The sequence below is a fragment of the Streptomyces sp. NPDC037054 genome (assembly GCF_055606745.1).
The window spans coordinates 150,134-164,811 of the sequence record NZ_JBVJSJ010000008.1 but is presented as its reverse complement, the minus strand read 5'-3'; the positions used below and the strand labels follow the sequence as shown (position 1 = coordinate 164,811).

Genomic DNA, 14,678 nt, shown 5'->3' with positions numbered 1-14,678 from the left:
TTCTTACTTCTTGGACGGGGACTTGGGCCGCTGCGGACCCTTGCGCTGACCGGACTGGGCCTTGCTGCGGCCGCCGGATCCGGCCTTCTTCGCGCCGCCGGCGGGCTTGGCACCGGCCGCGGGCTTGGCGTCCTCGGGGGTCTCGGACTTGGTCAGCGACGTCTTGGACTCGGCTTCGGCCGCGGCCTTGGCGGCCTGGCGCTGGGCCTTGGTCTGCCGCTTGGGCTGCTGGCGCTTGGGCGTCGCGCCGGTGGCCGTGCCGTCCTCGGTCTCGGCGGCGGCCGTGGCCTCGCTCTTCACGACGTTGCCGTCGGCCTGGGCGGCCAGGCCGGCCTTGGTCAGGCCGTTGATGAACTTCCGCTCGTACTCGTTGCGGTCGCGGCCCTTGGCGACGATGGCCTTGACGATGACGCGCTCGCTGCGGCGACGGACCTTGCCGTGGTGCGTGACGTGCTTGTAGAGGCGGTCCAGGTAGGCGGCCTGGGCCTTGGAACCCGGGGTCGGGTTGTTGTGGATGACGTACATCTGCTGGCCCATGGTCCACAGGTTCGTGGTCAGCCAGTAGACGAGGACACCGACCGGGAAGTTGATGCCGAAGACGGCGAACATGATCGGGAAGATGTACATCAGCATCTTCTGCTGCTGCATGAACGGCGTCTTCACCGTGGTGTCGACGTTCTTCGTCATCAGCTGGCGCTGCGTGTAGAACTGCGACAGCGACATCAGAATGATCATGACCGCGGTGACGATCCGGACGTCCGTGAGCGAGGAGCCGAGCGCCTCGACCTTCGACGAGCTGTCCGTGAACTTCACCGCGAGCGGGGCCCCGACGATGTGGGCCTTCTGCGCGCTCGCGAGAAGACGCTCGTTGATCACGCCGACGGTGTCGTTCGACGCGATGCTGTTCAGCACGTGGTACAGGGCGAAGAAGAACGGCGACTGCGCCAGGATGGGAAGGCACGAGGAGAGCGGGTTGGTGCCCGTCTCCTTGTACAGCTTCATCATCTCTTCGGACTGGCGCTGCTTGTCGTTCTTGTAGCGCTCCTGGATCTTCTTCATCTCCGGCTGGAGCGTCTGCATGGCGCGCGTCGCCTTGATCTGCTTCACGAAGAGCGGGATCAGGCAGATGCGGATCAGGATCACCAGGGACACGATCGACAGGCCCCAGGCCCACCCGGTGTCAGCGCCGAAGAGGGCGCCGTACACCTTGTGGAACTGGACGATGACCCAGGAGACCGGTGTCGTGATGAAGCTGAAGAGGCTGGCAATCGTGTCCACTAATCATGCTCCTTGCGCATGGGACGAGGTCTCTGCGGCCGGGCTCGAGGGAGCCTGCCCCTCGGTGGCCGGTTCGGCGGCGGAGTGCCCGCCCTTGCGTGCCCGCCAGGCGTCCCGCAGCATCTCGTGCCATCGAGGACGCTTGCGCGGCGGAACGTGGTCCACCCCGCCGAGCGACCACGGATTGCACCGCAGGATGCGCCAGGCGGTGAGGGCCGTTCCCTTGATCGCACCGTGCCGGTCGATGGCCGTGTAGCCGTAGTGGGAACACGACGGGTAGTACTTGCAGACCGGCCCCAGCAGCGGACTGATCGTCCACTGGTACAGCTTGATCAGAGCTAGCAGCGGGTACTTCATCGCGCGCCCCCTCCCAGCAGCCGCTGCATGGCGGCGTCCAGGTCTCGGGCCAGCTGTGCATGGTCAGCGTCACCCGCACCGGGCAGCGCTCGTACGACTACCAGGCTACCGGGGGGAAACAGGTCGACTCGGTCGCGCATCAGATGACGAAGTCTGCGCTTCACCTTGTTGCGCACCACCGCGCCGCCCACGGCTTTGCTCACGACGAAACCCGCACGCGTCGGGGGAGCGCTCTCCCCAGGCGCGTGCGGGTCCGTGGCACCGCTACGAAAGTGGACGACGAGGCTTGGGCGACCGGCCCTGCGACCTCGTCGTACCGCGGTCGCGAAGTCCTCGCGCCGCCTCAGCCGGTTCTCGGTGGGCAGCACGACGTCATGACCTGACCGGGATCAGGCGGACAGACGGGCGCGACCCTTGCTACGGCGGGACGCGAGAATCGCGCGGCCGGCACGGGTGCGCATACGCAGCCGGAAGCCGTGGGTCTTCGCGCGACGACGGTTGTTCGGCTGGAAGGTGCGCTTGCTCACTCGGGGGCTCCAGTAAGAAATCGATGTTTGGCGGGTGCCGTCCTGGCTGTCACCGTGCGCCCACGAGTAGCTCGCGTTACGCCCGAGTGCACCGCTTCCCGATCACCGGTCACCCCCGACGTGCGGGGGACGTGATCTGTGCCCATCGGAGGCAGGCGGCAGCAGCCATCGACAACTCGACCTGGTTACGGTACGCGCGGCTACGCCATTCGGTCAAACCAAGGGTGATGGCGAGACACTGTCCACAGGCTGGGGACAACAACTTGAACCGTACCCGCCGCCCTGACTACCGTGACTGGACTCCGATTCGTTCCCTTGTCACCTGCCCCATCGGGTTTGCCCCCGCCGACCCGCCCGAATGACATCCCGACCCGTCCCGCGAACCACACGTTCGGGGGACCCCGTGAGAGAGCGTGCCCTGTGGCTGACGTACCTGCCGATCTTGCCGCAGTGTGGCCACGCGTATTGGAGCAGCTACTCGGTGAGGGCCGTGGCCAGGGCGTGGAGGCGAAGGACGAACACTGGATCCGGCGCTGCCAGCCGCTGGCGCTGGTCGCCGACACCGCGCTGCTCGCCGTACCCAACGAATTCGCCAAGGGCGTGCTCGAGGGCCGTCTCGCGCCCGTCGTCAGCGAGACGCTGAGCCGCGAGTGCGGCCGGCCGATCCGCATCGCGATCACCGTCGACGACTCCGCCGGCGAGCCGCCGGCCGCGCCGGCGCCCTCCCGCCCGCAGTCGCGCTACGACGACTCCGAGCACCAGCCCTCCGGCGGCCAGGGCGGGAGGGACGGATACGACCAGGGTCGCGACGGCTACGACCAGAGCGGCCGGGACGCCCGGGACGGCGGCCGCGAACGCGACGGGTACGAGGGGTACGGCCGCCACCGCGCCGAACCCCACCGCGCCGAGCCGCATCGTGGCGAGCCCCACCGTGGCGACTCGCACCGCGCCGACGCCCACCCGGGCCAGTCCGGCGGCGACCAGCTGCCGACCGCCCGGCCCGCGTACCCGTCGGAGTACCAGCGCCCCGAGCCCGGCGCCTGGCCGCGTCCCTCGCACGACGACTACGGCTGGCAGCAGCAACGGCTCGGCTTCCCCGAGCGCGACCCCTACGCGTCGCCGTCGCAGGACGCGTACGGCTCCTCGCAGGACAACTACGGCCCGCCTCCCGGCCACGACGCCTACGGCGCGCCCTCCCAGGACGGATACGGCCCGTCCTCCCAGGACTCCTACGGATCGCCGTCCCACTCGCAGGACTCCTACGGCGCCCCGTCGCACGAGTACCGGCCGCAGCCGATGGACCGCGGCGGCTACGACGGACAGCGCGGCGACTACGAACAGGCGCGCGGGGACTACGAACAGCGCGACGCCCGCCGCGACCTGCCCGAGCCGCCGCCCGGCTCCGGGCACGTGCACCGCGGCGGCCCCGTCGGCCCGAACCTGCCGACCACCGGCGCGCCCGGCCCGCTGGCCGCGCAGCCCGCGCCGGCGACCGGTCCCGGGGAGCCGACCGCGCGGCTGAACCCGAAGTACCTCTTCGACACGTTCGTCATCGGCGCCTCCAACCGGTTCGCGCACGCGGCCGCGGTGGCCGTCGCCGAGGCGCCGGCGAAGGCGTACAACCCCCTGTTCATCTACGGGGAGTCGGGCCTCGGCAAGACGCACCTGCTGCACGCGATCGGGCACTACGCGCGCAGTCTCTACCCGGGCACGCGCGTGCGGTACGTGAGCTCGGAGGAGTTCACCAACGAGTTCATCAACTCGATCCGCGACGGCAAGGGCGACAGCTTCCGCAAGCGGTACCGCGAGATGGACATTCTGCTCGTCGACGACATCCAGTTCCTGGCGGACAAGGAGTCGACGCAGGAGGAGTTCTTTCACACGTTCAACACGCTCCACAACGCCAACAAGCAGATCGTCCTCAGCAGTGACCGGCCGCCCAAGCAGCTGGTGACGCTGGAGGACCGGCTGCGCAACCGCTTCGAGTGGGGTCTGATCACGGACGTCCAGCCGCCCGAGCTGGAGACGCGCATCGCGATCCTGCGCAAGAAGGCGGTCCAGGAGCAGCTCAACGCCCCGCCGGAGGTGCTGGAGTTCATCGCGTCCCGGATCTCGCGGAACATCCGTGAGCTGGAGGGCGCGCTGATCCGGGTGACGGCGTTCGCGTCGCTCAACCGGCAGCCGGTCGATCTGGGCCTGACGGAGATCGTCCTGAAGGACCTGATGCCGGGCGGCGAGGACTCGGCGCCGGAGATCACCTCGACGGCCATCATGGGCGCGACCGCCGACTACTTCGGGCTCACGGTCGAGGACCTGTGCGGCACCTCGCGCGGGCGCGCGCTGGTGACGGCCCGCCAGATCGCCATGTATCTGTGCCGGGAGCTGACGGACCTCTCCCTGCCGAAGATCGGCGCGCTGTTCGGCGGCCGGGACCACACGACGGTCATGCACGCCGACCGCAAGATCCGCAATCTGATGGCCGAGCGCCGCTCCATCTACAACCAGGTGACGGAGCTGACCAACCGCATCAAGGCGGGCTGAGCGCCCCCGAGTTACGCGCCCGTAGGCGCCCCTGGACGAGATCCGGGGGCGCCTTTCGCGTGCCCCCGGGCCGGCCGCGGGCCCCGCGCGTGTGCCGGCTCGCTCCGGAATCAGGTCTCGGCGCCGTAACCCCCTGTTCGATTAGCCGCCGGGTTACGGTCTCCCTCCACAGATTCGGCGACTTTTTCCCGTCCACACGCTGGGGACCCAGAAGTTGTCCAGACGCTGTCCACAGCGCACGGTGGTGAAGGATCATCAGGGCAGGTCAGCCGCCTGTGGATTGGTGGACGAAGGATCTCCACAGCTTGTGGACGGGGAGTTGATCCACAGGCTGTGCACAGAGTTGTCCACGGGCAACCCACAGGCCGGACCCGGTTGTCCCCAGTGATCCCGCGCTTCTCCACATGGCTGTCCACTGTTCGGCAACGTGACGCGCCTCCTCACCGGGTCGAGTGAAAGGCGTCACACAAAGGTGCCGGGTTGGGCTGTGGGAAAGGTGGGTAAAGCTGGGGACGGCACTGGGGAGAACTCGCCCGGTCCTGTGCACGGGGTGTGCAGAACTTTCCGTTCTCCACAGAACCCCCTGGTTGTCCACCGCCGCCGCCCACAGGACCAGTGGACAAAATTTGGGGTCTGAGCTGGGAAAACGTGGTTATCCACGGTATCCACAGCCCCTACTACTACTCCCGACCATAGAGAGCCAGGGATTCGTTTCGAAGCGGGTCCTGTGCACAACTCGCCGTCTCGAGCCCGGCTGCCCCTCGGTGCGACTTGACCCCGATGGGCACCTACTGTCAGTGCGGTGCGTCAGACTGGTCCCCGGTGGTCCTTCCCCTCACAGGGATCCGTGACACCGAGACAGACGACGAAGGCGAAGCAGGGCGAGAACGCCGGCAACAGCAGGAGGCGGCTTAGGTGAAGATCCGGGTGGAACGCGACGTACTCGCGGAGGCAGTGGCCTGGGCGGCGCGCAGCCTCCCGGCCCGTCCGCCGGCGCCTGTCCTCGCCGGCCTGCTCCTTAAGGCCGAGGACGGGGCGCTGAGCCTGTCCGGCTTCGACTACGAGGTCTCGGCGCGGGTGTCCGTGGAGGCGGAGGTCGAGGAGGACGGCACGGTGCTGGTCTCCGGCCGCCTGCTCGCCGACATCTCGCGCGCCCTCCCCAACCGGCCGGTGGAGATCTCCACAGACGGTGTACGGGCGACGGTGGTGTGCGGCTCCTCGCGGTTCACACTCCACACCCTGCCTGTGGAGGAGTACCCGGCCCTGCCGCAGATGCCGAACGCGACGGGCACGGTCCCGGGCGAGGTCTTCTCGTCGGCCGTGCAGCAGGTCGCCATCGCCGCGGGCCGCGACGACACGCTGCCCGTCCTGACCGGCGTGCGCATCGAGATCGAGGGCGACACGGTCACGCTGGCCTCCACCGACCGCTACCGCTTCGCGGTCCGCGAGTTCCTGTGGAAGCCGGAGAACCCCGAGGCGTCCGCGGTCGCCCTGGTCCCTGCCAAGACCCTGCTGGACACGGCCAAGGCCCTGACCAGCGGAGACCAGGTCACGCTGGCGCTGTCCGGCTCGGGCTCCGGTGAGGGCCTGATCGGTTTCGAGGGCGCCGGCCGCCGCACGACGACGCGTCTGCTGGAGGGCGACCTCCCGAAGTACCGCACGCTGTTCCCGACGGAGTTCAACAGCGTCGCCGTCATCGAGACCGCCCCCTTCGTGGAGGCCGTCAAGCGCGTGTCCCTGGTCGCCGAGCGCAACACCCCGGTGCGGCTCAGCTTCGAGCAGGGCGTCCTGATCCTGGAGGCCGGCTCCAGCGACGACGCACAGGCTGTGGAAAGAGTCGACGCCCAGCTGGAGGGCGACGACATCTCGATCGCGTTCAACCCGACGTTCCTGCTGGACGGTCTGAGCGCGATCGACTCCCCGGTGGCCCAGCTGTCGTTCACGACGTCCACGAAGCCCGCGCTGCTCAGCGGCAAGCCCGCGCTGGACGCCGAGGCGGACGAGGCCTACAAGTACCTGATCATGCCGGTGCGCCTCAGCGGCTGACGTGAGTCCCGGCCGGTTGTCCACAGCGCCCCCGCGGCCGGTGGACAACCGGGCCCGCCGGGCGAAGCCGCAGGTAGGGGCCTACGTATGAGCGCGTATGCCCACAGGTGTGCGTCACCGTCCGGGTTTAGGCTCGGACTCGTACGCAAGTGCTGTAACGCCACCTCGCACACCTAAGGAACGCAACTGATGGAGCTCGGTCTCGTCGGCCTCGGCAAGATGGGCGGCAACATGCGCGAGCGGATCCGCCGCGCGGGCCACACCGTCGTCGGATACGACCGCAACCCTGACCTCGCCGACGTCCACAGCCTCGAAGAGCTTGTGGGCAAGCTCAAGGGCCCGCGCGTGGTCTGGGTGATGGTCCCGGCCGGCGAAGCCACCCAGTCCACGATCGACGAGCTCGCCGAGCTGCTGGAGCCCGGCGACGTGGTCGTGGACGGCGGCAACTCCCGCTGGACCGACGACGAGAAGCACGCCGAGGAGCTGGCCGCCAAGGGCATCGGCTTCGTCGACTGCGGCGTCTCGGGCGGCGTCTGGGGCCTGGAGAACGGCTACGCGCTGATGTACGGCGGCGACGCGGAGAACGTCGCCAAGGTCCAGCCGGTCTTCGACGCGCTCAAGCCGGAGGGCGACTTCGGCTCGGTGCACGCCGGCAAGGTCGGCGCGGGCCACTTCGCCAAGATGGTCCACAACGGCATCGAGTACGCCATGATGCAGGCCTACGCCGAGGGCTGGGAGCTGCTGGAGAAGGTCGACTCCGTGACCGACGTCCGGGAGGTCTTCCGCTCCTGGCAGGAGGGCACCGTCATCCGCTCCTGGCTGCTCGACCTCGCGGTCAACGCCCTCGACGAGGACGAGCACCTCGACAAGCTCCGGGGTTACGCACAGGACTCCGGTGAGGGACGCTGGACGGTGGAGGCCGCGATCGACAACGCGGTCCCGCTGCCCGCGATCACCGCGTCCCTGTTCGCGCGGTTCGCCTCCCGCCAGGACGACTCGCCGCAGATGAAGATGATCGCGGCGCTGCGCAACCAGTTCGGCGGCCACGCGGTGGAGAAGAAGTAGCCCGAGCAGCAGCCCGGGCAGTAAACGGTCACCAGAGCTACTGGGGGAGGTCGGCGAACGACCATGCACGTCACGCATCTGTCGCTTGCCGACTTCCGCTCCTACCCCCGGGTCGAGGTCCCGCTCGACCCGGGCGTGACCGCGTTCGTCGGACCCAACGGCCAGGGCAAGACGAACCTCGTCGAGGCGGTCGGCTATCTCGCCACCCTCGGCAGCCACCGCGTCTCCTCCGACGCCCCGCTGGTCCGCATGGGCGCCGACCGCGCGATCGTCCGCGCCCAGGTCCGCCAGGGCGAGCGGCAGCAGCTGATCGAGCTCGAGCTGAACCCGGGCCGCGCCAACCGGGCCCGCATCAACCGGTCCACGCAGGTCAGACCCCGTGACGTGCTCGGCATCGTGCGGACCGTGCTGTTCGCGCCCGAGGACCTCGCCCTGGTCAAGGGCGACCCCGGTGAGCGCCGCCGCTTCCTCGACGAGCTGATCACGGCCCGCTCGCCGCGCATGGCCGGCGTCCGCTCCGACTACGACCGCGTCCTCAGGCAGCGCAACACCCTGCTGAAGTCAGCCGCGCTGGCCCGCCGGCACGGCGGCCGCACGATGGACCTGTCCACCCTCGACGTGTGGGACCAGCACCTGGCGCGCGCGGGTGCCGAACTGCTCGCCCAGCGGCTCGACCTGATCGCCGCGGTCCAGCCGCTCGCCGACAAGGCGTACGAGCAACTGGCCCCCGGCGGCGGCCCGGTGGCCCTGGAGTACAAGCCGTCCGCCCCGGGCGAGGCACACACGCGTGACGACCTCTACGAGCAGTTGACGGCCGCCCTCGCCGAGGCGCGCAAGCAGGAGATCGAGCGGGGCGTCACGCTGGTCGGACCGCACCGCGACGACCTGCTGCTCAAGCTCGGCCAGTTGCCCGCCAAGGGCTACGCCTCGCACGGCGAGTCCTGGTCCTACGCGCTCGCCCTGCGGCTGGCCTCCTACGACCTGCTGCGCGCCGAGGGCAATGAACCGGTGCTCGTCCTCGACGACGTGTTCGCCGAGTTGGACACCCGCCGCCGCGAGCGCCTCGCCGAGCTGGTCGCGCCCGGCGAGCAGGTGCTCGTGACCGCCGCGGTCGACGACGACGTACCGCACGTCCTGGCCGGGGCGCGGTTCACGGTGTCCGACGGGACCGTGGAGCGCGTATGAGCGAGAACGCACCCGGGAACGGGGCCGGAAGGCCCGGACACACCTCCGCGAGCACGTCCGGGGCCGCCGCCGGCAAGGCGCCCGAGCCGTCCGGCGTCGACCTCGCGCGCGTGGCGTTGAAGGCGGCGAAGGAAGCGGCACGCGCGCGTGGCGACGCGGCACGGCAGAAGAAGCAGGCGCGGCGCGGCGGTCTGCGCTCCGGCGCGCGCGCCGACGGCCGCGATCCGATGGCGCTCGGCGCGGCCATCAACCGGCTGATCAGCGAGCGGGGCTGGGAGGCCCCGGCCGCGGTGGGCGGGGTGATGGGCCGCTGGCCGCAGATCGTCGGCGAGGACGTGGCCAAGCACTGCGTACCGGAGAGGTACGACGAGGACGAGCGGGTCCTGGTCGTGCGGTGCGACTCCACGGCCTGGGCGACGAACCTGCGGCTGCTCGCCCCGACGCTGGTGGCCCGGCTCAACGAGGACCTGGGGCACGGCACGGTGCGGCTCATCAAGGTCAACGGCCCCGGTGGGGGCGCCCGTCGCTACGGTCCCCTGCGTGCCCCGGGCAGCACGGGACCCGGCGACACCTATGGGTGACAGACATCACATCGAAGGCCGTCGAGGGGCCCGTTCCACCGCCCTCGGCGGCCTTCGGCGCGTGATCGCACGCGGTTGCGAATGCCGACCTGACTTCCAAGTAGCCAAGGGTTGACACCCGGAAGCGCTGAGTGCCGTTGTGAGCCTCTTGGAGCCCCCATCCGCATATCGGGAGTCGGGCGAGTCCGGTTCAGGGCGGCACATGAGGACTCAGGGACCGGCAAACCCCCATCAGTGTCAGTGCTACCGGTAGACTGGAAGCCAATCCCGCCCCATTCGTGGGGACCGTCCGGGACAAGCTGAGCAACGCTGATCAAGGCTTACCAACGCAACATGCCGCAGCCGCTCCGGCATCCCCGCCGACGAGCCCGGCTCGTGCTGTGCCAGAAAGGGCGCTTCGTGGCCGATTCCGGCAACCCCAACGAGAACATCCCGTCCACCGACACCGGCGTGAACGACGCGGCGAGCACCTCGAACGGCGAGGCCGCGGCCTCGTACGACGCCAGTGCCATCACCGTCCTCGAGGGTCTGGACGCGGTCCGCAAGCGACCCGGTATGTACATCGGTTCGACCGGTGAACGAGGACTGCACCACCTCGTGCAGGAGGTCGTCGACAACTCCGTCGACGAGGCGCTGGCCGGCCACGCGGACACGATCGACGTCACGATCCTCGCCGACGGCGGCGTCCGGGTCGTCGACAACGGCCGCGGCATCCCGGTGGGCATCGTGCCCTCCGAGGGTAAGCCCGCCGTCGAGGTCGTCCTGACCGTGCTGCACGCGGGCGGCAAGTTCGGGGGCGGCGGCTACGCGGTCTCCGGCGGTCTGCACGGCGTGGGCGTCTCCGTGGTCAACGCGCTGTCGACGCGGGTCGCCGTCGAGGTCAAGACCGACGGCTACCGCTGGACGCAGGACTACAAGCTGGGTGTCCCCACCGCGCCCCTCGCCCGGCACGAGGCCACCGAGGAGACCGGCACGTCGGTCACCTTCTGGGCCGACGGCGACATCTTCGAGACCACCGACTACTCCTTCGAGACGCTCTCCCGGCGCTTCCAGGAGATGGCGTTCCTCAACAAGGGCCTGCGCATCAACCTCACCGACGAGCGCGAGTCGGCGAAGGCCACCGCCGGCGCGGACGAGGCGGGCGAGGACGAGAAGCACGAGGTCAAGCACGTCTCGTACCACTACGAGGGCGGCATCGTCGACTTCGTGAAGTACCTCAACTCCCGCAAGGGAGAGGTGGTGCACCCCACCGTGATCGACCTGGAGGCCGAGGACAAGGACAGGAACCTGTCCCTCGAGGTCGCCATGCAGTGGAACGGCGGCTACACGGAGGGCGTGTACTCCTTCGCCAACATCATCCACACGCACGAGGGCGGTACGCACGAAGAGGGCTTCCGCGCCGCGCTCACCTCGCTCATCAACAAGTACGCGCGCGACAAGAAGCTGCTGCGCGAGAAGGACGACAACCTCACCGGTGACGACATCCGTGAGGGTCTGACCGCGATCATCTCGGTCAAGCTGAGCGAGCCGCAGTTCGAGGGCCAGACCAAGACCAAGCTGGGCAACACCGAGGCGAAGACGTTCGTCCAGAAGGTCGTCTACGAGCACCTCAACGACTGGCTGGACCGCAACCCCAACGAGGCCGCGGACATCGTCCGCAAGGGCATCCAGGCCGCCACCGCGCGCGTGGCGGCGCGCAAGGCGCGCGACCTGACCCGCCGCAAGGGCCTGCTGGAGTCGGCGTCGCTGCCGGGCAAGCTGTCCGACTGCCAGTCGAACGACCCCACCAAGTGCGAGATCTTCATCGTCGAGGGCGACTCCGCCGGCGGCTCGGCCAAGTCCGGCCGCAACCCGCAGTACCAGGCGATCCTCCCGATCCGCGGCAAGATCCTCAACGTCGAGAAGGCGCGCATCGACCGCATCCTGCAGAACCAGGAGATCCAGGCGATGATCTCCGCGTTCGGCACGGGCGTGCACGAGGACTTCGACATCGAGAAGCTCCGCTATCACAAGATCATCCTGATGGCGGACGCCGACGTCGACGGCCAGCACATCAACACCCTGCTGCTGACCTTCCTGTTCCGCTTCATGCGGCCGCTGGTCGAGGCCGGGCACGTGTACCTGTCCCGCCCCCCGCTGTACAAGATCAAGTGGGGCAAGGACGACTTCGAGTACGCGTACTCCGACCGCGAGCGCGACGCCCTGATCGAGATGGGCCGCAACGCCGGCAAGCGCATCCGCGAGGACTCGGTCCAGCGCTTCAAGGGTCTCGGTGAGATGAACGCCGAGGAGCTGCGCATCACGACCATGGACCAGGAGCACCGCGTCCTCGGCCAGGTCACCCTCGACGACGCCGCCCAGGCCGACGACCTGTTCTCGGTCCTGATGGGCGAGGACGTCGAGGCCCGCCGCGCGTTCATCCAGCGCAACGCCAAGGACGTCCGCTTCCTCGACATCTGAGTCGGTCTCAGCTGACCGCACCAGGAAGGATCTTCACCAGCAATGACCGACGAGAACACTCCCGTGACGACGCCCGAGGGTGACGCCCTGGCCATGCGCGTCGAGCCCGTCGGGCTCGAGACGGAGATGCAGCGCTCGTACCTCGACTACGCGATGTCCGTCATCGTCTCGCGTGCGCTGCCCGACGTCCGCGACGGCCTCAAGCCCGTCCACCGCCGCGTGCTGTACGCGATGTACGACGGCGGCTACCGGCCCGAGCGCGGCTTCTACAAGTGCGCCCGCGTCGTCGGCGACGTCATGGGCAACTACCACCCGCACGGCGACTCCTCGATCTACGACGCGCTGGTCCGCCTCGCGCAGTCGTGGTCGATGCGGATGCCGCTGGTCGACTCCAACGGCAACTTCGGCTCGCCGGGCAACGACCCGGCGGCGGCCATGCGCTACACCGAGTGCAAGATGGCGCCGCTGTCGATGGAGATGGTCCGTGACATCGACGAGGAGACCGTCGACTTCACGGACAACTACGACGGCCGCTCCCAGGAGCCGACCGTCCTGCCGGCCCGCTTCCCGAACCTGCTGATCAACGGCTCCGCCGGTATCGCGGTCGGCATGGCGACCAACATCCCGCCGCACAACCTGCGCGAGGTCGCCGCCGGCGCCCAGTGGTACCTGGAGAACCCCGAGGCCTCGCACGAGGAACTGCTCGACGCGCTCATCGAGCGCATCAAGGGCCCGGACTTCCCGACCGGCGCGCTCGTCGTCGGCCGCCGGGGCATCGAGGAGGCGTACCGCACCGGTCGCGGCTCCATCACGATGCGCGCGGTCGTCGAGGTCGAGGAGATCCAGAACCGCCAGTGCCTGGTGGTCACGGAACTGCCGTACCAGGTCAACCCCGACAACCTCGCGCAGAAGATCGCCGACCTCGTGAAGGACGGCAAGATCGGCGGCATCGCCGACGTCCGCGACGAGACGTCGTCCCGCACGGGCCAGCGCCTGGTCATCGTCCTGAAGCGGGACGCGGTCGCCAAGGTCGTGCTGAACAACCTCTACAAGCACACCGACCTGCAGACGAACTTCGGCGCCAACATGCTGGCGCTGGTCGACGGCGTGCCGCGCACGCTGTCGCTGGACGCGTTCATCCGCCACTGGGTGACGCACCAGATCGAGGTCATCGTCCGCCGTACGAAGTTCCGGCTGCGCAAGGCCGAGGAGCGCGCGCACATCCTGCGCGGCCTGCTGAAGGCCCTGGACGCCATCGACGAGGTCATCGCGCTGATCCGGCGCAGCGACACCGTCGAGATCGCGCGCGGCGGCCTGATGGACCTCCTGGAGATCGACGAGATCCAGGCCAACGCCATCCTCGAGATGCAGCTGCGCCGGCTGGCCGCCCTGGAGCGCCAGAAGATCGTCCAGGAGCACGACGAACTCCAGGCGAAGATCCGCGAGTACAACGAGATCCTGTCCTCGCCGGTCCGCCAGCGCGGCATCGTCAGCGAGGAACTGGCCGCGATCGTCGACAAGTACGGCGACGACCGCAAGACCAAGCTGATCCCGTACGAGGGCGACATGTCCATCGAGGACCTGATCGCCGAAGAGGACATCGTCGTCACGGTCACGCGCGGCGGCTACATCAAGCGCACCAAGACCGACGACTACCGCGCCCAGAAGCGCGGCGGCAAGGGCGTGCGCGGCGCGAAGCTGAAGGAAGACGACATCGTCGACCACTTCTTCGTGTCCACCACGCACCACTGGCTGCTGTTCTTCACGAACAAGGGCCGCGTGTACCGCGCGAAGGCCTACGAGCTTCCCGACGCCGGCCGTGACGCGCGCGGGCAGCACGTGGCGAACCTGCTCGCCTTCCAGCCGGACGAGGCCATCGCCGAGATCCTCGCGATCCGTGACTACGACGCGGCGCCGTACCTGGTCCTGGCGACCAAGGGCGGCCTGGTGAAGAAGACGCCGCTGAAGGACTACGACTCCCCGCGTTCCGGTGGCGTGATCGCCATCAACCTCCGGGAGCGGGAGGACGGCAGCGACGACGAACTGATCGGAGCCGAGCTCGTCTCGTCCGACGACGATCTGCTGCTGATCAGCAAGAAGGCGCAGTCGATCAGGTTCACCGCTACGGACGACTCGCTGCGGCCCATGGGCCGTGCGACCTCGGGTGTCAAGGGCATGAGTTTCCGCGAGGGCGACGAGCTGCTCTCGATGAATGTTGTTCGACCCGGTACGTTCGTGTTCACTGCCACTGACGGTGGGTACGCGAAGCGGACCGCCGTCGACGAGTACCGCGTCCAGGGTCGCGGTGGCCTGGGCATCAAGGCCGCCAAGATCGTCGAGGACCGCGGCTCGCTCGTCGGCGCGCTGGTGGTCGAGGAGACCGACGAGATCCTCGCCATCACGCTGTCGGGCGGTGTGATTCGCACGCGAGTCAACGAGATCAGGGAGACGGGCCGTGACACCATGGGCGTCCAACTGATCAATCTGGGCAAGCGCGATGCCGTGGTCGGTGTCGCACGCAACGCCGAGGCGGGGCGCGAGGCGGAGGAAGTCGACGGCGACGTGGTCGTCGACGAGTCCGCCGCGGACGCCACCGCGGCCGGCACGGACGAGGGTGAGGCGCCCTCGGCCGAGTAGG

11 protein-coding genes are annotated in these 14,678 nt (G+C 68.9%); 7 read left to right on the top strand and 4 right to left on the bottom strand.

What is annotated here, in order from left to right; all coding sequences use genetic code 11:
• Window positions 1-3 precede the first annotated feature (3 nt).
• Genes yidC through rpmH form a run of 4 tightly spaced genes read right to left on the bottom strand, consistent with a single transcriptional unit; the run spans window position 4 to window position 2,162 of the window.
• Window positions 4-1,278, bottom strand: a complete 1,275-nt coding sequence (gene yidC, locus ACZ7D7_RS20810) for a membrane protein insertase YidC (RefSeq protein ID WP_470826027.1) — start codon at window positions 1,276-1,278, stop codon at window positions 4-6.
• A 3-nt stretch (window positions 1,279-1,281) separates the two neighbouring features.
• Window positions 1,282-1,635, bottom strand: coding sequence for a membrane protein insertion efficiency factor YidD (yidD, locus tag ACZ7D7_RS20805; RefSeq protein ID WP_470826026.1), 354 nt, complete (start codon window positions 1,633-1,635; stop codon window positions 1,282-1,284).
• The gene (rnpA, locus tag ACZ7D7_RS20800; protein WP_470826024.1) at window positions 1,632-2,003 is read right to left on the bottom strand and encodes a ribonuclease P protein component; all 372 of its coding nucleotides are present in this window, start codon (window positions 2,001-2,003) and stop codon (window positions 1,632-1,634) included. Before rnpA ends, yidD begins: the two co-directional genes overlap by 4 nt.
• Window positions 2,004-2,024: 21 nt before the next feature.
• Window positions 2,025-2,162: a 50S ribosomal protein L34 gene (gene rpmH / locus ACZ7D7_RS20795; RefSeq protein ID WP_003956500.1), complete on the bottom strand. Its 138-nt coding sequence runs from the start codon at window positions 2,160-2,162 to the stop codon at window positions 2,025-2,027.
• Between the two features lie 291 nt (window positions 2,163-2,453).
• Between rpmH and dnaA the strand changes: the two genes are divergently transcribed.
• From dnaA to gyrA, 7 genes are all read left to right on the top strand, one after another.
• Window positions 2,454-4,703 (top strand): chromosomal replication initiator protein DnaA, encoded by a 2,250-nt coding sequence (gene dnaA / locus ACZ7D7_RS20790; protein WP_470826022.1) that lies wholly within the window; start codon window positions 2,454-2,456, stop codon window positions 4,701-4,703.
• A gap of 915 nt (window positions 4,704-5,618) precedes the next feature.
• Window positions 5,619-6,749, top strand: coding sequence for a DNA polymerase III subunit beta (gene dnaN / locus ACZ7D7_RS20785; protein ID WP_470826020.1), 1,131 nt, complete (start codon window positions 5,619-5,621; stop codon window positions 6,747-6,749).
• A gap of 189 nt (window positions 6,750-6,938) precedes the next feature.
• Entirely contained in the window at window positions 6,939-7,814 is an 876-nt protein-coding gene (gene gnd, locus ACZ7D7_RS20780; RefSeq protein ID WP_470826019.1) for a phosphogluconate dehydrogenase (NAD(+)-dependent, decarboxylating), read from the top strand.
• Between the two features lie 63 nt (window positions 7,815-7,877).
• On the top strand, window positions 7,878-8,999 hold the full coding sequence (recF, locus tag ACZ7D7_RS20775) for a DNA replication/repair protein RecF (RefSeq protein WP_470826018.1): 1,122 nt from the start codon (window positions 7,878-7,880) through the stop codon (window positions 8,997-8,999).
• A complete protein-coding gene (locus tag ACZ7D7_RS20770; protein ID WP_470826017.1) occupies window positions 8,996-9,580 on the top strand; it encodes a DciA family protein in 585 nt (194 codons plus the stop codon). Before recF ends, ACZ7D7_RS20770 begins: the two co-directional genes overlap by 4 nt.
• Window positions 9,581-9,979: 399 nt before the next feature.
• Window positions 9,980-12,040: a DNA topoisomerase (ATP-hydrolyzing) subunit B gene (gene gyrB / locus ACZ7D7_RS20765; protein ID WP_470826222.1), complete on the top strand. Its 2,061-nt coding sequence runs from the start codon at window positions 9,980-9,982 to the stop codon at window positions 12,038-12,040.
• 42 nt (window positions 12,041-12,082) lie between these two features.
• On the top strand, window positions 12,083-14,677 hold the full coding sequence (gyrA, locus tag ACZ7D7_RS20760) for a DNA gyrase subunit A (RefSeq protein ID WP_470826016.1): 2,595 nt from the start codon (window positions 12,083-12,085) through the stop codon (window positions 14,675-14,677).
• Window position 14,678 lies beyond the last annotated feature (1 nt).